The sequence below is a fragment of the Kangiella sp. genome (assembly GCF_014762745.1).
Taxonomy (GTDB): Bacteria; Pseudomonadota; Gammaproteobacteria; order Enterobacterales; family Kangiellaceae; genus Kangiella.
Window position 1 is genome coordinate 12419 of the sequence record NZ_JABURJ010000052.1, and the last position, 18020, is coordinate 30438.

Annotated in this window: 17 protein-coding genes; 7 read left to right on the forward strand and 10 right to left on the reverse strand. The window is 44.2% G+C overall.

Annotated elements, in window-relative coordinates; genetic code table 11:
• Nucleotides 1-125 precede the first annotated feature (125 nt).
• Nucleotides 126-947 (forward strand): tetratricopeptide repeat protein, encoded by an 822-nt coding sequence (locus tag HUJ19_RS03655; protein ID WP_290622315.1) that lies wholly within the window; start codon nucleotides 126-128, stop codon nucleotides 945-947.
• 117 nt (nucleotides 948-1064) lie between these two features.
• The gene (locus tag HUJ19_RS03660) at nucleotides 1065-1751 is read left to right on the forward strand and encodes an SPOR domain-containing protein (RefSeq protein WP_290622316.1); all 687 of its coding nucleotides are present in this window, start codon (nucleotides 1065-1067) and stop codon (nucleotides 1749-1751) included.
• Here HUJ19_RS03660 and HUJ19_RS03665 read toward each other — a convergent pair.
• Both HUJ19_RS03665 and msrB read right to left on the reverse strand, forming a co-directional pair.
• Entirely contained in the window at nucleotides 1748-2257 is a 510-nt protein-coding gene (locus tag HUJ19_RS03665; RefSeq protein WP_290622317.1) for a thioredoxin family protein, read from the reverse strand. The two genes, HUJ19_RS03660 and HUJ19_RS03665, sit on opposite strands and share 4 nt — an antisense overlap.
• Before the next feature lie 24 nt (nucleotides 2258-2281).
• A complete protein-coding gene (gene msrB / locus HUJ19_RS03670) occupies nucleotides 2282-3556 on the reverse strand; it encodes a peptide-methionine (R)-S-oxide reductase MsrB (RefSeq protein ID WP_290622318.1) in 1275 nt (424 codons plus the stop codon).
• A 37-nt stretch (nucleotides 3557-3593) separates the two neighbouring features.
• Between msrB and HUJ19_RS03675 the strand changes: the two genes are divergently transcribed.
• Nucleotides 3594-4988: an MFS transporter gene (locus HUJ19_RS03675; protein ID WP_290622319.1), complete on the forward strand. Its 1395-nt coding sequence runs from the start codon at nucleotides 3594-3596 to the stop codon at nucleotides 4986-4988.
• A 431-nt stretch (nucleotides 4989-5419) separates the two neighbouring features.
• On the opposite strand, the gene HUJ19_RS03680 is transcribed toward HUJ19_RS03675, so the two are convergent.
• On the reverse strand, nucleotides 5420-6178 hold the full coding sequence (locus HUJ19_RS03680) for a TIGR04219 family outer membrane beta-barrel protein (RefSeq protein ID WP_290622320.1): 759 nt from the start codon (nucleotides 6176-6178) through the stop codon (nucleotides 5420-5422).
• A gap of 85 nt (nucleotides 6179-6263) precedes the next feature.
• Here HUJ19_RS03680 and tcdA point away from each other — a divergent pair, with 85 nt between their 5' ends.
• The 3 genes from tcdA to HUJ19_RS03695 all read left to right on the forward strand — a co-directional run bounded on the left by tcdA (nucleotide 6264) and on the right by HUJ19_RS03695 (nucleotide 9904).
• Entirely contained in the window at nucleotides 6264-7100 is an 837-nt protein-coding gene (gene tcdA, locus HUJ19_RS03685) for a tRNA cyclic N6-threonylcarbamoyladenosine(37) synthase TcdA (RefSeq protein WP_367273960.1), read from the forward strand.
• A gap of 177 nt (nucleotides 7101-7277) precedes the next feature.
• A complete protein-coding gene (locus tag HUJ19_RS03690) occupies nucleotides 7278-9245 on the forward strand; it encodes a prolyl oligopeptidase family serine peptidase (protein ID WP_290622322.1) in 1968 nt (655 codons plus the stop codon).
• Between the two features lie 179 nt (nucleotides 9246-9424).
• On the forward strand, nucleotides 9425-9904 hold the full coding sequence (locus HUJ19_RS03695) for an Hsp20 family protein (protein ID WP_290622323.1): 480 nt from the start codon (nucleotides 9425-9427) through the stop codon (nucleotides 9902-9904).
• 118 nt (nucleotides 9905-10022) lie between these two features.
• Here the strand turns inward: HUJ19_RS03695 and HUJ19_RS03700 are convergent, their stop codons facing one another.
• The 7 genes from HUJ19_RS03700 to HUJ19_RS03730 form a co-directional block, all read right to left on the reverse strand.
• A complete protein-coding gene (locus HUJ19_RS03700; protein ID WP_290622324.1) occupies nucleotides 10023-11252 on the reverse strand; it encodes a HupE/UreJ family protein in 1230 nt (409 codons plus the stop codon).
• Entirely contained in the window at nucleotides 11245-12396 is a 1152-nt protein-coding gene (locus HUJ19_RS03705; protein WP_290622325.1) for a hypothetical protein, read from the reverse strand. Before HUJ19_RS03705 ends, HUJ19_RS03700 begins: the two co-directional genes overlap by 8 nt.
• 3 nt (nucleotides 12397-12399) lie before the next feature.
• Nucleotides 12400-12933 (reverse strand): Ig-like domain-containing protein, encoded by a 534-nt coding sequence (locus tag HUJ19_RS03710; protein WP_290622326.1) that lies wholly within the window; start codon nucleotides 12931-12933, stop codon nucleotides 12400-12402.
• A 10-nt stretch (nucleotides 12934-12943) separates the two neighbouring features.
• Nucleotides 12944-14485: a DUF4331 domain-containing protein gene (locus tag HUJ19_RS03715; RefSeq protein ID WP_367273963.1), complete on the reverse strand. Its 1542-nt coding sequence runs from the start codon at nucleotides 14483-14485 to the stop codon at nucleotides 12944-12946.
• Nucleotides 14486-14651: 166 nt separating this feature from the next.
• Nucleotides 14652-15347 carry an anti-sigma factor gene (locus tag HUJ19_RS03720; protein WP_290622328.1) on the reverse strand — a complete coding sequence of 232 codons (696 nt, stop codon included), beginning with the start codon at nucleotides 15345-15347 and terminating at the stop codon, nucleotides 14652-14654.
• On the reverse strand, nucleotides 15344-15892 hold the full coding sequence (locus tag HUJ19_RS03725) for a sigma-70 family RNA polymerase sigma factor (protein WP_290622329.1): 549 nt from the start codon (nucleotides 15890-15892) through the stop codon (nucleotides 15344-15346). Before HUJ19_RS03725 ends, HUJ19_RS03720 begins: the two co-directional genes overlap by 4 nt.
• Nucleotides 15893-16120: 228 nt before the next feature.
• The gene (locus tag HUJ19_RS03730) at nucleotides 16121-17371 is read right to left on the reverse strand and encodes a Zn-dependent hydrolase (protein WP_367273964.1); all 1251 of its coding nucleotides are present in this window, start codon (nucleotides 17369-17371) and stop codon (nucleotides 16121-16123) included.
• A gap of 144 nt (nucleotides 17372-17515) precedes the next feature.
• Here HUJ19_RS03730 and HUJ19_RS03735 point away from each other — a divergent pair, with 144 nt between their 5' ends.
• Nucleotides 17516-18019 carry a hypothetical protein gene (locus HUJ19_RS03735; protein WP_290622330.1) on the forward strand — a complete coding sequence of 168 codons (504 nt, stop codon included), beginning with the start codon at nucleotides 17516-17518 and terminating at the stop codon, nucleotides 18017-18019.
• The last annotated feature ends 1 nt before the right edge of the window (nucleotide 18020 follow it).

Sequence of the window (18020 nt, forward strand, 5' to 3'; positions counted from 1 at the left end):
TACGCATAGTTTAACCATAATACAGTCCCTATCGGCTTTTCGGAGCTGTTTTGGCGCTAATTAACGTTATGTGTTTTGTTAATACTGCTGCTTTGAGCAACTGCTGTGCATTGTAAATGACCTTAATGAAAAAACTGTCAAACTCTTATCATTTCATCCTGTTCGGGCTGATGGCTTTATTGCTGACGGCATGCGGTGCATCGCCTGAAGATCTTAAGCGATGTGAGCAGCATTATCAGGCGAAAAGTTACAAGGTTGCCGAGCAGTATTGCAAAAAAGGTGCTAAGTCGGGCGATGAAACTGCGCAATACTTGTATGCCATGATGCTTTATCGTGGGCTGGGTGTTGAAGTAGATACTGACGAAGCTTCTAAGTGGATGAAGCGCTCGGCGGAACAGGGCTATCAGAAAGCGGTATTCCATAAAGCAATTTACTACCTGACTACCAAAGACAAAGATGTCAGCATGGAGCAGAAAGAAACGGCGCTACAAACCATGCAGGGCTTCGCTGAGCAGGGTGACAAAGTTGCTCAGTATTGGATGGGTAATACTTTTTATTTTGGCTATATTGATGGTCGTAAAAGCTATAATGAAGCTGTTTACTGGTATCAGCAGGCTGCTGAGCAGGGTAGCTATCAGGCGATGAATAATCTGGCCTGGCTTAAGGTCGTGAGCCAGGGCTCTGAATTATTTGATCCGGAACAGGGGCTTGAACTTTCTTTAAGGGTCATAAAAAAATATCCCGAAAACCATGGTTACCTGGATACCTTGGCAGCAGCTTATGCAGCTAACCAGCAATTCGAACAGGCTGTCGCCACCCAATTAAAAGTCATAGAGCTTGCGTCCCATGATGACTGTGAGAAGTGTGACAAGCTGGTTGATTATTATCAGGGTCGTTTACAGCTGTATCTCAATAAAAAGCCAGTAGTCAAAACTCTCGAAAACTAAATTGGGTCAGTGATTTTAGATTTCCCGAAATATACTGCTTTGAAGTTTGTGTGGTCTGGGGTAGTCTAAAGTTATTATCAATTTAATGAGTACAGCAAGGATTCTGGCGATACCATTATGACTTTTAAAGCATTTCAAACGAGGGCAGTTGTAGTTACCAGTTTGGCACTGCTGCTCCTTTCCTGTGCAACTTCTCCAAATATAACGAATAGTTCCTCTGAGGATGCTGCTGATTACTGGTATTGTGCGCCAGGTGATAATAGAAGCTGGCGTTGCGCGGAAGATAAACAGGCATTGGGGTTAAGTTACTATCGCTTCTGGAAAACGACGCTGGATCCTGTGGCGGAAGGTTTAGAAGAAGAGTTCATTGAAGAGGATATGACCGTACAGGAAGAGAGTGAGCCTGCCTCAGAAGAGCCAGCTTCCGAAGATACAGTGCTGGTAAAAGGAGCGAGTCTGAAAGAGCTTGAAGGGGCAGTGGTTGTTGAAGATGAATCAGCAATAGAAACAGTTGAGGAGGCAGTAGAGTCTGATGCCCTTCATTCAAAAGTACTTCAGTTGGCAGCCTATAATTCGCAGGAGCAGGCACAATCCTTTGCTGAATCTGTTGAGCAGACTCTGTCCGAAAAACCAAGCGTTATTCAGACCAGAGTTAAAGGGCAGCTTTATTACGTTGTGGTTTATGATCGGTTAGCATCGCAAGCAGAAGCAGAACAGTTGATGCAGCAAGTTGAGCAATCCTTTCCTGCCATCTCCCCCTGGTTAAGAAGCCGCTCCGGCTTTGAAGCATTGCGTGTTGATTAATCTTTTACAGTAGTTAAAATTTTGGCTAGGTCAGTAGCCAGATCCTGCTCGGGCTTTTCAATAATTCGTCCCAGCTCCTTACCCGCCTGATTAACCACAATGGTTGGTGTATAGAGAATGCCATTGGCTTTTGCTCTACCCTGAGGCTCCTGCTTTTTCATGTCCAAAGAAATTAATTGATAACTGATGTTGGGGTTGTTGACTGTATCCAACAAAGCGATCAACTCCGGTACTTCGCGCACGCTATCATGGCACCAGACGCCAAAGTAAACAGTTAAATGAGTTGCCTCGGAAACTGCTTTCAGCTGCTTGATAGCATCAGCGGGTTGGGCGACAGTTTTGCCGGGACTCTGGAAGTAAGGATAGGTCTTCTGAACTTCCTGATAACTGATATCACCAACAAGAATAGTCGGCTTCTGATGGGAATCAGTGAAATGAGTTTGACAACCGCTGAGTACCAGTAATGGTAAGAAACAAAAAACTGATATTAGAATGATACGTTTCATAGTGTTCTCTTAAATGAAGTTTAATTATTTATTGGTAGGCTCAAAATTAAGGCTGACCGAATTAACGCAAAACCGTTGGCCAGTCTCGGTCGGTCCATCCTCAAAAACATGCCCGAGGTGTGAGCCGCACTGCGCACAGAGAATTTCAATTCGATGCATATTATGGCTGTTATCTACTCGGTAGGCGATGGCTTTATTATTCTGGGCTCGATCGAAACTTGGCCAGCCGCAGCCGGAGTCAAACTTTCCGCTGTCATCAAACAAAACCGAGTTGCAACAGATACATCGATAAACCCCTTTTTCCTGATGCATATTGTACTGGCCGGTAAATGGCCGCTCGGTACCATGCTGTTGTGTGACATGATAAGTCAATTCATCAAAGTTCCTTGCCTTGGCTTCGGCCTGCTCTTTCAACGGTGGATAGAGAATATGGAACTGGTTCCATAAAGCCCAGTGATGGGGTGCATGGAAGCTACTTGCTTGCATCTGATCCAGCAGATAACCATTGATGGCATCAATTTCGGTAACGTGTTCTGCCATTACATCTTGATACATGGATGAGTAGTTATCGGCAGTCTGTTCAATGACATCGAAGATGATCGCTTTAAGATCTTCTGCAAACTGAAAGCCCATGCTTTGCGCAAATTGGCGGCTTTCATTGATTAAAGCCAAAAGTTGAGGCCTGTGTTCTTCTTTGAGAAGTGCACCATTTTTACAGCGATGAATGGCGGTTAATGGATTAACGACCGCATTGATCAGCAGTTTTCGCCACAGAATGGGCTGGATATTGTCAATCCACTCAAAAGCTAGAGCAGGGGTGGACTGAAGCTGACTGAACCATTCTGGAGCTGATTGATGCTCCAGCGCACCTACCACGATCTTGCCCGCGCCAGCGTAGACCAGCTTTTGAGGTGACTCCCGATAAGCGCCATGAGTATTGCTGGCAAAGAAGATATTGTGTTCCGCCACATACTGACTGGCTTCTTTTTCATGACCCATGCCATTTTGAAACAGCACTAATTGGCTTTGGTCATGCAAACGGTGCTTAATTGATTCGAGGGCGTCGCTCAGCTGCGATGCCTTAACGCAGACCAACACCAGCTCCAGCGGTGATGAGTCTTGCAGGCAGGTGGTTTGCAAATGCTTCGAGCTGACTTTTTGGTCGAGGTCGCGAAACTGCCAGTCCGGTGAGGCGTATTTATCAGAATCGCTGACAATAAGCTGGCATTCAACCGAGGCATCAGTTAGTTTATGGGCTAGCAGCTGGCCGATTGCGCCAGCGCCGAGTATAGAAATCATGCTGAAAATTCGTTAACCAAATAAAAACCATCTTATAGTGAAAAATAGCGCAATTAAACTTCAATCTTATGCAAAAGGCTTTGTTTACTTCCATCCTGAAGTGATCCGCATGTTGTTGCTCGGCTTTTCAGCTGGCTTGCCTTACTTGTTGGTGATGGGAACATTTTCCTGGTTGTTAAAAGACGCGGGAATTTCTAGAACTGATATTGGCTTTGCATCCTGGATTGGCCTGGCTTATTCAATCAAGGTGTTGTGGTCACCGCTGGTCGATAACTTAAAAATCCCACTGCTTCATAAATGGTTTGGTAAGCGCCGAAGCTGGCTATTTGTGGCGCAGGTTGGCATTACATTGTGTCTGCTGGCCATTGCCACCACCGATGCAGGAACTCACACCGCAAGAATCATCGGTTTTGCATTGGCGACCGCTTTTTTGGCAGCAACTCAGGATATTGTGGTCGATGCCTTTCGGGTAGAAAGTGTCGATGAGAAGAAGCAGGGTGCAGCTTCTGCCATGTATATCATGGGTTATCGATTAGCCATGATCGCCGCCGGTGCCGGAGCCTTGATGCTGGCCAACGAAGAAACTGGCGGTAGCTGGGAATTCAGCTATATGGTGATGGCGCTCTTGATGAGTGTCGGTCTGATTGGCTGGTTGTTGTCGCCTGAACCGCCTCATGTGGAGAAGGAAATCGGCACTTCAGAGCTGGATCACAGGGTTACCAATCGTCTGCTCAAAGCAGTGCCAAACACTCAGGAAAAATTGCGTAGTTTTATTCAGACCAGCTCAATTTCACAACATATTGTTCGTGCCATCATTTCGCCTTTCGTGGATTTCATCATCCGCTACCGTTGGTGGGGGCTTGTGGTTATTGCCTTCATCATGGCCTTTCGGGTCAGTGATCTGGTGCTGGGCGTCATGACCAATGTTTTTTATGACGACATGGGTTTCAGCAAGGACGAAGTAGCCAAAATCTCCAAAATCTATGGACTGATTATGACCATTGTAGGGGCTTTTCTTGGCGGTATAGCAGTCAACCGGGTTAATATTCTTAAGTGTCTTTTCACCGGTTCCTTGCTGGTCATGTTGACTAATTTATTGTTTGCCTATATGGCCAGTCAACCAAAAAGTAATGAGCTTTTAATTGGAGTGATCAGCATAGACAACCTTGCAGGCGGCTTTGCTCAAGGGGTCCTGATGGCTTATTTCGCCACTCTGGTCAATAAAGAGTTTACTGCTACCCAATACGCGCTTTATACGTCGTTGATGACTTTGCCGGGTAAATTCCTCGGTGGATTTAGTGGCGCTGATATTGATCGCTGGGGTTACGAATTCTTCTTTATCTATACTGCTTTTCTAGGAATTCCAGCAGTAATTCTGGTAATGGCGTTGATGTATCGGGATAAGCAGTTGAAGTTAACGGGAAAAGAGTAAGGGTTTATACTTGCTACTTAGATTGTGTCCATTATCCCCTTTGATTGAGCTGAGTAGTAGGCAAGACATAGCAATTCAAAACAGGACGTTTTGAATAGTAAAATTCGGGCAGGTGACCGAAGGAAATCCCTTTAGGGAGAAGGAACGTATTTTACGGTACCCAAGGGGGCAGACCCTGCGTTAAGTGGCTTGGCGGATACGAAGGAAGTAGAGCGAAGCGAAACCTCAATCACGGGGTGGTCTTCTTTTGGTTACTTTTCTTGACCACTCAAGAAAAGTAACTCGCTGAGTGGCGAAACGAGTTACAGCAGGAATGCTTTTTTAGCTAAAGTTGGATTCCCGCTTTCGCGGGAATGAACTAGATGGCTGGCTTTCTCTATTTGTTAAGAGAAAGCCTTATTACAGTTTTGTTATTCGGCAAACAATAACAGTTAAAAATGGAAATTCAAGCTGGCGTAGTAGCCGTCGAAAGTAAAGTCTGTTGATAAATCATCAAAGCTATCAAATTCCACTGTGAAGTTGCGGTAACCTACTTCAAAACCAAAGCCTGTTTCGCCTTCATAGCCGAAATACAAAGTGTAGTCATTGATTTTATCATCGGTAGTTTGACCTATATTCATGGTACTGCCTACATTAAAACCGGTTAATGGAAGGTCAAACTGGGCTTTACCATAAAGCATTGGTACCGTGCCTTTGAAATCGACTCTTTCATACAGCAAATCACCAATGGTAGCCTGCACAGCAACGTCAACATAACCGTCAAATTGTTTTCCGGTTAAACCTAAATCAAGGTTGACCCAGTTATCGAGAATTTCATAATAAAGCGTGTAATCAATGTGGCTAAAGTCGAAGGACGATGCCGTTGGTGTACCTTCAGGAAAGGTGGTTGAGCCAAAGGTATATGTTTGGCTTGCTTCGCCGAGGCCATTTGCTTCTAAATTATTTTGCTGAATTTTAATGTTTGGCAAAACCGGAATTGGATGCTCCAACGCGACAAAATAGCTGTTGTCGTCACTATCGTCATAGCCTAAGTCGTCGTTGAAATCGATATTTTCAGAGCCTGTGCTGACATAGCCGTCAATATCATAGTTCCATTTCTGGGCACCAGCATAGACGCCAATGACATCGGCAGAAGCCATGCTTGAAGCAGTTAAAATGGTGGTTGCCACGAATAATTTATTTAATTTCATAGTTTGCCCTCTAAACCTGGATCTTTATTAGTCCGCGCTATTCTAAGCATTTTATTACTGAAAGCCCATAGATAAGGCTATCAGTGTGTTAACTAATCGACTCATCAGTTGCTATAATCGTGACATCTTTCTTAAAGCAAACCTTCTTGTGAATAATCGATTTGGTGGAATAGCCCGACTTTACGGGCAAAAAGCATTGGAAAACTTTCAACAGTCACACGTTTGTGTCATTGGCGTTGGAGGCGTTGGCTCCTGGGTGGTTGAGTCGTTAGCGCGTTCGGGTATCGGAAAAATCACCATGATCGATCCAGATGAAGTCAGCGAGTCGAATATCAATCGTCAGCTGGTGGCGCTGGAAAACACCATCGGGCAGGGTAAAGCGGAAGTCCTCAAAGAGCGTATTGTTCAAATTAACCCGGGTTGTCAGGTCACCATCATTGAAGATTTGCTTAAGCCGGAGAATGTTCGAGACTACATTTCTACCGATTTTGACTATGTTATCGACGCCATCGATAGCGCGCGTAGTAAAGCAGCGCTGATCCGATTCTGTAAACGCAACAAGATCCGTATTGTCTGCGTCGGCGGTGCTGGGGGACAAATCGATCCAACCCAAATTACTATCGCCGATCTGACGCGAACCCATAACGATCCCTTACTTGCCAAAACTCGCTCAATTCTGCGTTATGACTATGGATTTTCCAGTAACCCTAAGCGCAAATATCAGGTTCCCTGTGTTTACTCTACAGAACAGCTATCCTATCCATTACCGGATGGCGGCATCACTCAGGCTAAGCCTGATTCAGAAAGGGCCCTGAGAATGGCCTGTGATGTAGGGATGGGATCTGCTACTCACATCACAGCCACCTTCGGCAACTTTGCGGTAGGTTTAGTGTTGCAAAAACTTGCAGAAAAGAAAAAGTAAAAATCACACTGGCAAAGAAATATCTCAGATTTCCAGTTTGGATAAATTTACCGGTGCGTTACAACAATAATCGATATAAACCTGCTTGATTTGATACAAAACCAAGCTATACAAATACATTGATTCACTTTATTGTAGGCAGGTTTTTATAATTCGAACAATGACCAGAGGAACGTCATGAAACAGATTTTTAAGCTACTATTTACTTTGGCAATTGCGCTCTTAATATCTGGCGCTGCTCAATCAAAAGTTATTCCCATCGAAGACTTTGCAAAAAAGTCTCAATTCAAAAGCGCAAAAGTGTCACCTGATGGTGAACATATTGCATTCACCTATGAAGATGGCTCAGAAGTTAAATTGGCGGTAATGAATATTGCCGACAATAAAATCCTCACATCATTTGAAGTAGGAGATGAGCGTGAGGTTGTTTATTTCCATTGGGTTAATAATGAGCGAGTGCTCATGTTGGCGGGAAATATCACCGGTTGGTTAGATGGTGCAGATAAAGACTACCGTTTAGTTGCTGGTAACATAGACGGAACCAAACGTATTCAACTATGGGATTTCCAACGTTCTGGCATTAGATATATTAGCCGTTTAAAAGATGATGATGACAAAATCTTGGTTGGTAAGTCTCATTGGACTGAAAAAGGTGGCATGAAACTGCATAGAATGGATGTTTATACTGGCCAATTACTTTATAACAGTGACTCGCCTAAGCCAGTAGGTGGCTCCGATGCAGTTATCCGCTCTATTGATGTGGATCTAAATGAAGTGCCAAGAGTTGCTGTTGAGTATGATCCTGTAAACAAAGATGATATTACCGATGACGTATCAAGACTCCATATTAAGGATTTACAGGGTAACTGGACAACCTTGAAGCTACCAGTAAAGCATGAGGGTATTCCTGTTGTAGGTGGTATTGGTTTTAACCTGACAAACGATAAATTTTACTTTGTTTCCAACCATGATCTTGACCATGAAGGCGTCACAGGCTTGTTTGAACTTGATTTAAAATCACGCAAGATTAAGTTTCTACATCGTCATCCTGATGTGGATATCAACGGTGGGTTATATGGTGCACAAGGTGAAGTTATCGGTGTCACTTATGAGCCAGGCTATCCCGAGTATTTTTACTTAAGCGATGATTCTGTTGCCAAGGAAGTAGCTTTTCATAAGTCGCTTAGAGCGAGCTTCCAAGGGCAGGATATTATTATGACTGCCTACAGCGATGATAATAAGTTAGCCATGGTGAGAACATACAGTGACAAAAGCCCTGGTGATTTCTTCCTGTTTAATCGAGAAAACAATAAAGCAAAATATATCGCCAGCTCATTGCCGCACATCAAACCAGAGTTAATGGCTTCGGTTGAGCCATTTATCATGACCGCTCGCGATGGACTGAAAATGTATGGTCAGTTAACGATTCCGAATGGTGTTAAACCCAAGAATTTGCCCATGGTAGTGTTCCCGCATGGGGGCCCTTATGGTGCGAAAGATGATTGGGGCTTTGATTGGAGAGCACAGTTATTAGCTAACCGCGGCTATTTGGTATTACAGCTGAACTACCGCGGTTCTGGTGGTTATGGTAAGGACTTTGAAGACGCAGGATCTGGTGAGTGGGGCGCAAAGATGCAGGATGATCTTACCGATGCTACTTTGTGGGCCATTGAAAAAGGCCTGGCCGATAAAGATCGTGTCTGTATTCATGGCATCAGCTATGGTGGCTACGCTTCTATGCAGGCCGTCGTTAAAGAGCCAGATTTGTACAAGTGCTCGATTCCAGAAGCTGGTCCTTATGAGATTGATTTACAATGGAAAAAAGCCGATAGTTTTAGAAACAATTACAAACTAGGAGAGAATTATAAGAAATACTCCTTTGGTTCTGAAGAGGGCGTCATCAAAGAGCGCTCCCCTGTGTATCATGTTGACAAGTTGAAAGCGGCTTTATTGATTGTGCATGGTGAGAAAGATGTTCGTGTGCCAATTGACAACGCCTACCTGCTTGAAGAAAAACTGAAGGAAGCTGGTAAAGAGTATGATACTTTCTATCGCGAAGACGGTCATGGTTTCCAGAAAGTTGAATACCGTATTGAATCTTTTGAGAAAATTCTAGATTTTCTGGAAGAGCATATTGGCGAGTAGTTCAAACAGTGAGTTAATTGATAGCCACCTTCGGGTGGCTATTTTTTTGTCTAAATATTTTCGTTTGGAATCTTGAATTAATTAGAAGCTATCCCCAAATAGGATCGTGAGCACTAAGTCTCTGAGAGATTAGAGCTCATAACATTAACAATATATTGCTTCTATTGGAGGATATGATTATGAATAGAATTGACTTAAGTCCACTATACCGTAGTAGTGTTGGTTTCGACCGTTTGGCATCCCTGCTGGATAGCTCATTACGCGGCGAACAATCTTCTAACGGTTACCCGCCTTATGACATCGAAGTTCTTGATGAAAATAAATATGCCGTAACCATCGCGGTTGCCGGTTTTGGTCGCCATGAGTTGGATATCCAGGTTGAAAAGGGTGTGCTAACGGTTCGTGGCCGTAAAGAGAAAACCGATGAAGACCGTAAGTACTTGCATCAGGGCATTGCTTATCGTGCCTTTGAGCGTAAATTTAATTTAGCTGATCATGTTGAAGTTGTATCAGCTAATTTGAATAACGGTTTATTGACCATTAACCTGAAGCAGGAAATACCTGAAGCCATGAAGCCTCGTACTATCGAGATTGACACTTCAGAGAAACCCGCTGAAAAAGTCTTAGAGCACAAGAATAAAGCAGAAGAAGCTGCTTAACTCTTATTACAAATCTTGGGCACTGTATTGGTAAGCGGTGCTAAAGACTTGCTCTCAAGACAAAACCGTTAGTCATGAAAAAGCAGTAGCCATTAGCTACTGCTTTTTTTTATTGAGTTTAGATGCGTTCAATAATCCAGTATCCACCCATTAACGTAATGAGAACTGCAAGTGTCGGCACTAACCTGTATTGCAACGTTTGGGTTTTACGCAACCGGGTCAATAGCGGATAAAGTAGAAAGATGATGGCAACCTGCCCAATTTCCACACCAAGATTAAAAGCTACTATGCTTGAAATTTTATAGGTCTGACTTAGCCCTAACTCAGACAGTGCACCTGCAAAGCCCATTCCGTGAAGTAGCCCGAACAAGAAAGTAATAATGCCAAGCTTGTTAACCCATTGAGTAATGATATTAATCGCGGTAAAAGCCACCGAGATGGCAATTCCAATCTCGGCCCACTGAGAAGGTATAGAGAGTAGATTCAGTGCGGTAAGCGTTAGTGTTATCGAGTGCGCGAGCGTGAAGCTGGTGATTAGAACAATCAGGTCTTTGAGAACTAAACTCTGTGTGGATGAGAAACGACCACGTCTGAATCTCAACCAGGCAAAGGGGAGTATCAGGGCCAGCACAAAGAGTACGTGATCCAGGCCTAACCAGATATGGATAACACCCTGATAAAGATAGAATGAAATGGTATCCAGCACGCCCGTACTGACAAATTCCAGAACAATTTTATTCTGGCTGCTGTCAATAATGAAGTAACTTTCATTATCATTGTAGCGCCAGGTCAGCAGTAATTTATGGTCGTTAAGAGCGTCAAAAAATGCGCCATACTGTAAAGATAGCCCAGATATGGTTTCGTTAGTTGTAGGACAGCTTATGGCTACAGAAATGTGTAGTAGGCGTTCACCATATAACTCAGATAGTTCAGGAGAGTCTGACCAGTCAAGGAGGCAGGCTATGATAGGGTAGCTTTCAATTGTTGAAAAATTTCCTTCACTAACTGTATTGCCAGAGCGTTGCCAGAAGGTAATATGGTTTGTTAGATAGGCCTGAATAATTGGCATGCTATCTATAACTTCTTGCCATTTAAGTCTTCCGTCATTATCAGGATCAATGGACAGTGCCTGTTGAAGATCTTGTAAGGAGACTGCAATGTAGCCAAGATATTGATTATCACCATTGGGTTCGAGTTTTGCGTGAGCGGTACTAAACTGATGGGCGTGGCTGATTGATGAATAAAAAAGCGCCGAACATGTCAATACTAATATGAGTATCAAAGACAATGGCTTAAAAAACAGCTGCTCGAAAAACAGTCGCTCGCTGGGAGGGTTAATTTTATTCATTTACGCCCCCTGAGCTGTCCATAGATTGAGCCCTAATCAATAACTCTTTGTCCGATGGTTCCTTTACTTTTTCCCAGTTCTGCTCTGCCCAGTAAAGTGCTTGCTCGGCATCAGGCGAAACATATATAAAATAATAAGCTATGTCTGCAGCATGAAGTTGATCATTTCGTTTCATTCTTAATTCGATCTTTTCTTTCGCTAATTCCTGATAATGACTATCAAGTTCAAGCCATTTCTCAGCTCTGGCGAGACGAACAATCAGACCATCCTCCAGTTTGTTATTACCATCATCAAATTGCTTCAGGAGCTTATAGGATTGTTGAAAGTTGCCATTTTTCATGGCCATGTCAGCCCATTGATACCACTGGCTGACCGGTGCGATATCTAATTTAAATGCAAAATGCTGCTCGGCACTGCTTGTTTCTTTTAAAATTCTGGCAATGCTTCCTGCGACCTGGTGATACCAAATAAGAACGTCATCAGAACTTCGTTCATACTGCTTTCTAAAGTTAATTAATAGCTGATAGGATTTTTCTGGCTGACCGGATAAGGCCTCAGTTTCAATAAGGCACAGTTGGGCAAAGAGTGGTAAACCATGTGACAATAACTCACTACAAGATTGCCGGGCAGCATCATAATGTCCTTCTATATGATGAATGCGTGATTTAATTAATACTGCTTGTGCATAGAGCTTATTGCTTTTCGGTATTTTTTGTAATTCCTCCAGAGCCTCTTTGAAGCGATGCTTTTTTTGTAGCAGCTGAGCATTTATCAGCTTCAGCTTTATTTGATCATTTTCAGTAAATTTTTGAGCTTTGATTTTAAATTGCCGAGTCCAGTGATGTGCAAGTAATTGAGCTTGTTGTTCGAGATAACTCTGGCCAGGACGGCTTGACTGTGACAGTAGGCTTTGTAGCTGAGCATATGCGTCTTTCCAGGTTGTATTAACTTGATTATTTGGATTCTGTGCGCTTTCTGAAACAACAGGTGAAGTAGATTCATATTCTAAAACCACCTCTTCTTTTTTAGTGGGAACCCAAGTCTTGTTCTGTCCATAAACTGAGTTTGAGGTTAAAAGTACTGGCAGGGCAAAAAGCCCTGTCAGTACTGCGCTTAGCGAGGTTTTATGAACTAAGACCTTCATTGATCACTGTTCTCCTTCAATGATTAAGTCTTGATAGTAGTCAGTACTGTTAACATCAAAAATGAACTCTCGACCATTAACACCAGTTGGCTCATCCGTTTCAGACTTGGAATATGAAGCTCGGCTATAGGAGCCGAACATCTCCTGTTTGACATTAATAGTAATATCAACCACAGCTGGGTCCGATGTGGCACTGCCATCGCTGACAACAAAGCTGAACTGATCGGTTCCGGTGTAACCGTTATCAGGAGTGTAGCTAAAACTACCATCAGTATTGACAGTCAAGACACCGTATGTGACATCCTCTGAAACACTGAATGTCAAAGCATCACCATCGGCATCAGTGCCTTCCAGTTGACCGGTTACTGTAGTATCAGTCTCGGTGATTACACTTTGACTAACGGCTTCCGGTTTTGTATTAACTGGTGGCTCAAAGATTGAAGATGGCCCGTCATCACCACAGGCGCTCAATAAAAGAACACTCAGGATTAAAAAACCTATTAACGGCATGGGCGACATATATTTTGCAGTATTCATGAGTTCCTCCTTAGTTTGGTGAGCCAGCTAATGGCGTACGCAAGTAAGGAAACTGCTCATCAATATCTGCCGCTGATAAAGGTGCGCCATCAGTAAATGGTGCGGTACCGACATTAGCATCTTCTGGTTGGCATAGTCCCAGGTTTGTTGGTGTGCCGCCTACCGGAATATCGTGACATAAACGGCCCATGACTACTCGCAGTGCAATATCGACTACGTCATCACCAGGGCGTCGTCCATTAGGGAATCCCGCCAGGTCATCACCAATAACACCTAGAGGAGATTGATTGGCAGCTGGTGTTGCTGGAATAGCTGTATTCAAACGAAGCATTTCTGAAGGAGTCACAGTTGCCTGTTGATTGACACCTGCAAAGCCAGTTAAGAAGGCAGCGACCAGATCATTACGCGGAAAGTTAGTTGGAGCAATCGTTTCAAAGTTAGTCCCTAACGTCGCATTAACTGCATCACGGAATAATAGATCCAGTAGTGCCGGGAAGCTTGGATGAGTTACATAATCAGCAAACTGAATATCCGTTGTTGGCGCTGCTGTAGAGAAGGTGTCTTTATCAGGCAGACCAATCACAACTTCGTTGACCAGTGGAGCACTTAAGCGTGAAACTTGCACCATTGCACCGCCATTAACTTCTGGCTTATCGAATGTAGCATTTGGGTTTTGGATGCGAGCTTGCGGTAAACTTGCTGTAGTCCATGCTCCAATCACGCCATTACCGTCGCCTACGAGGCAGCTGGCTGGTAATTCTAATGCCAGAGTTGTGACATTCTTATCTCTTAAATCATCGTTAGCGACATCCTGAGTAATACCACCGGGGAAACCACCACCATCACCAGCACCAGGTTCACTATCTCCCTCGACAGGAACATAGTTCACCAGGTCAAAACTTTCGCCAAGGTTCACTGCGAAGGGATCTTTGCGCTGTCCAACAAACACTCGGCCGGGCTGGGCGCAGTTTGGCAAAGCAACGTTGTAAACATACTGATCCGCATAAGTTTGATAATCGGCAGCAGAAGAGAAGGTTTTATCGCCAATGTAGTCCCAGGGTTTAGTGAAGGTTGAGCTGCCCATATCATTGCTTAGTGCAGTACGACTCCCAGAGCGAACGGGACCTTCAATCTGAGTCAGGCTATAGCTTTCGATAAAATTTAAAGCCGAGTTATCACCAGCAACAATTCCTCCAGCATTCTTTAGGGGAATGGCAACTTGTCTCTGGTTACCGTCAGGCCCGATGGTCAGTTTGATGCCTTCACCATTAGCTGCCAACGTATTGCTAAATTTGAATTGATAGGTGAGGTCTTCTATCGCATCGCCATCGCTGTCGATATGAATGTTGTAAGCAGCAGCCGGGTCCATCGCAAAGTAGTTTGGGCCGCCGTAAGCATCCTGCAAAGGAATATAGTTGGCAAGGATGGTTACGTATCCAGTTCGATCGGTTTCATAGCTGTTGAACAGATAAAAGTCCGTGGAGTCAACCGTTGGATAACGTGTGATATTTGGAGCTTCACGGTGGCTGGATGCCTCCGCAGCTTGGTACATGAGTGTGCTGGCTAGCGTGAAGCAAACAGCACTGGTTATTAATTGTCTTTTCATAACGAGTTACCTACCTTTTTGTGTATGTAACTCGTATACGGGTGAAAGATTTAATTGGATGCAAAAAAAATATAAAAATTTACATCCAATTGATTAAATTAACTTTTTAGTTCTATCCACTAATCTCAATCCACTGTGCAGTCAGAATAACCGGGCCAGTGGGGGCTCCGGTCGTTGAACCATTCTCAGGCTCAATACTGACCGCCAGTCCTGACTGGACTAAGCCCTTGAGCTGCGCAGGAATGGATAAGACCTTACTGCCTGATTCTGGTAATAGTCCCAGAGAAGTAGGAGCCTGGCCATTGGCTGGTAGCATCCACAATTCAAAGTCCTGATCAGCCTGAATGTTTGGAAGCCCTTTAACCGTAACTGATAATCTATTATCAATTTTTTGGACGACCCAGGCTGGCTGGTTAGGTTCAACTTGAAGAATTGCCAAAGCTTCGGGAGTTTGTGTAGTGGTAATGGGTTGTACCGTCCACAAGTAGGCAACAAGCAGTAAGCTTGCAGCGGTGGCTAACCAGCCTGATATTGTCCACCACGAGACTGCCCACCATGGGGATGATTTGGATTTGCTGTTCCAACCAAGTCTTGCAGTGATGTTTTGCCATACATGCTGATCAGGATCTATGGGCGCAAGCTCCTCAGCCATTGGGTTCAGAATCTGTTCCCAGTGCCATACGGCCTGCTGAAGGTGGCTATGCCTGACCATCAGTTTTTTAAAGCGTCGACGTGCGAGTGGGCTCATAGTCCCTATCACATAGTGTTTGGCTAATTCGTTTGAGAGGTCTTCGTTGTGATATCTCATGACTTAAGACACCTTTTCAGAGCCTCAAGACCGCGTCTGATCCAGCTCTTGATTGAGCCGAGAGGTGCGCTTAAATGACGAGTGATTTCCTGATGAGTGTAACCATACAGAAAAGCTAGCTGAATGGTGTGTCTTTGCTCACCCTGTAAAAGTCGCATGCACTCATCAAGCTTTTGATTTGAAGCACTCATGTCCAGATCAAGCTGGGGATTGATATCGGCCGGTTCAGGCAGCTTGTGCTGATGCTTGCGCTTAACCTGAGAATGGCGCAGTTGATCAATGCATTGATTGCGTAGAATGCTGATCAACCAGGTCATCACACTACCGCGCTCCGAGTGGTACACTTCTGGGTTGTGCCAAACTTTGATATAAACTTCTTGCAAAACTTCTTCCGCCAAATCTTTACGCCCGAGCAACTTGGTTGCTATGGCCAGTAACTTTCCCGAGGAGTGCTCGTACAAACTTTGGAAAGCTTGCCGACTACCCATCGATATATCATTCAACCAGGCAAGTTGTTGCTGGTCATCGGAGTGTTGCTCAGACATGTCTACCCCACTTGTTTGAGTAACATTACTGTTACGTCTATGTCAGTTTTTTGGATGCAGTTCTACTTTTATTAAACTGAACCTACTCTCAGTTGCGTGAATTTTTTGTGCAAATTTTGGACTGACCAGTTACAGACGTCACAGTTAAGGTCATAAAAATGAAGGGGAGTGTCTCAGGCAACGAACGGGTATAGCGCCAGTCGGCTACCTGAGAATCATGCAAGAAGTTTATTGATCAATAGAAACCTTGTCCTGAGCAATTTCCAACAGAGTGGCGAGCAACAAATTAGAACCTTGCTCCACATCCTGCCAATGCGACCACTCATCAGGTGCGTGACTGACGCCGCCAACGCTGGGGATAAAAATCAGCCCGGTTGGAGTAATGTCAGTAAAGAATTGAATATCATGGCCAGCGCCACTGGGCATTCGCATATAGCTGTAGCCCAACTCTTTTGCTTGCTGCTCGATCAGATCGACTAACTTAGGACTAAAAAATTTAGGTTCCAGCCAGCTCATCTGCTCATATTCAAAGCGCAATTTATGCTTGCGTGCAATGGAGGAAAGAACCTTGCCGCAGCTGTTGGCAATTTGCTGCATAACTTCTTCATTCATGTCACGCCCAACCAGGGTGAAGTGTGCTTCGCCTGGAATGGTGTGAGCATAACCGGGTTTTAAGTCAACTCGCCCAATGGTCAGTCGGCTTTTGTCGGTGCCTTCTTCATCAATGATACGGCTGATTTCATGAGCAAAATCCGCAACGCCCATGAAAGCATCACTTCGCATATCCATCGGTGCAGTACCAGCATGATCCGCTTTACCTTTGAGTTTGACCAGCCATTTGAAAACACCGGAGATTCCATCAACGACACCAATAGTTTTCTGTTGCTTCTCCAGCACCGGACCCTGCTCAATATGCAGTTCCAGGACAGCTTTCAGGCTGGCAGGATCGCGGCGACAATGCAGCGCATCATGAATATCCAGGCCACATTTTTGCATGGCATCCTTGAGATACTCACCTTTCGGGTCGCGAGCGCTTTCCAGCCATTGAAAATTTAGATTACCACTTAGGGCCTGAGCACCAAGCATACCGCCAAAACGACCTTCTTCTTCACTGGTGCCAATGATTTCAATCGGATGCTTGGGTTCGATGTTATTCTCACGAAGTACACGAATACACTCTAGCCCAGCCATAACACCGAGTGTGCCATCGAACATACCACCAGCTGGAACCGAGTCTAAGTGTGAAGCGATAATGATAGCCGGTTTATCGGGATTACCGAGTCGACCACAGACATTGCCGACACCATCCATATGGGTTTTCAGACCATTGGCCTCAAACTGTTGCATGACCCATCTGCGAGCCTGCATATCGATATCGGTCAGGCCTTGGCGGTAAATCCCTTTGTCTTTTGGATTAAAGCCAAAGTTGGCCAGTTCGTATAAATCTTTTTCGATTCGTTCAATATTTACGGAATAAATAAGCCATCCTCCTTTTGAGTTATTGCTTATACCCTAGCAAATTACTATAGGTTATTCTAAGTGATTAATCTTTAGTCAGCTAATTTGATTTGAATACAAAGCTTTGCTAAAGTGGCTTGTCTTTGCAAAGACAGCATAAATTTTATGACCTTACACGTGATTGCGGTCATTTTTTCCATTGCAACATTCAGTAGCGCAGCAAAATCTTCAGATTGCGAAGGGGGGGACTGCGAGTTTGAACTAACGCCACATGAGCAAAGTTCGAACGCTGGTTACTTTAGTGTCGAATGGAATAGTTTGACTACAAATCAAAGTGAAGACGAGCAGGTCTTACTCGACTCTGCTTATGAAGCTCCCAAATATCTTCAATTGGCTACCAATGAAGGCTTCTCGCCTGAGTTGCAGCTATTGGATATCGGCTATCAGGACAAGATTCACCTGACCGGTTACGATGATGGGACCTATTTCCTCCGTCTGCTGGATGAACAGCAGAACGTCTTAAGTAATGTAGCCAGTGTAACCGTCGCCCACCATTCCTATAAACGCGTGTGGTTAGTGTTTGGAATTGGCGCTGTTATGTTTGTCATTCTCATTGGTTACATGATTTCTAGAGCTTTTCGATCGAAAGAAACCTCAACAGAAGACTAAA

Bases quoted from the DNA above. Each gene is read 5' to 3' on its own strand.
- HUJ19_RS03715 (WP_367273963.1), bottom strand. From the start codon at position 14,485: ATGTACCAAGCTGCGGAGGCATCCAGCCACCGTGAAGCTCCAAATATC.
- HUJ19_RS03720 (WP_290622328.1), bottom strand. From the start codon at position 15,347: ATGAGATATCACAACGAAGACCTCTCAAACGAATTAGCCAAACACTAT.
- HUJ19_RS03690 (WP_290622322.1), top strand. From the start codon at position 7,278: ATGAAACAGATTTTTAAGCTACTATTTACTTTGGCAATTGCGCTCTTA.
- HUJ19_RS03725 (WP_290622329.1), bottom strand. From the start codon at position 15,892: ATGTCTGAGCAACACTCCGATGACCAGCAACAACTTGCCTGGTTGAAT.
- HUJ19_RS03665 (WP_290622317.1), bottom strand. From the start codon at position 2,257: ATGAAACGTATCATTCTAATATCAGTTTTTTGTTTCTTACCATTACTG.
- HUJ19_RS03660 (WP_290622316.1), top strand. From the start codon at position 1,065: ATGACTTTTAAAGCATTTCAAACGAGGGCAGTTGTAGTTACCAGTTTG.
- msrB (WP_290622318.1), bottom strand. From the start codon at position 3,556: ATGATTTCTATACTCGGCGCTGGCGCAATCGGCCAGCTGCTAGCCCAT.
- HUJ19_RS03705 (WP_290622325.1), bottom strand. From the start codon at position 12,396: ATGAAGGTCTTAGTTCATAAAACCTCGCTAAGCGCAGTACTGACAGGG.
- HUJ19_RS03735 (WP_290622330.1), top strand. From the start codon at position 17,516: ATGACCTTACACGTGATTGCGGTCATTTTTTCCATTGCAACATTCAGT.
- HUJ19_RS03695 (WP_290622323.1), top strand. From the start codon at position 9,425: ATGAATAGAATTGACTTAAGTCCACTATACCGTAGTAGTGTTGGTTTC.
- HUJ19_RS03710 (WP_290622326.1), bottom strand. From the start codon at position 12,933: ATGAATACTGCAAAATATATGTCGCCCATGCCGTTAATAGGTTTTTTA.
- HUJ19_RS03700 (WP_290622324.1), bottom strand. From the start codon at position 11,252: ATGAATAAAATTAACCCTCCCAGCGAGCGACTGTTTTTCGAGCAGCTG.
- HUJ19_RS03655 (WP_290622315.1), top strand. From the start codon at position 126: ATGAAAAAACTGTCAAACTCTTATCATTTCATCCTGTTCGGGCTGATG.
- HUJ19_RS03680 (WP_290622320.1), bottom strand. From the start codon at position 6,178: ATGAAATTAAATAAATTATTCGTGGCAACCACCATTTTAACTGCTTCA.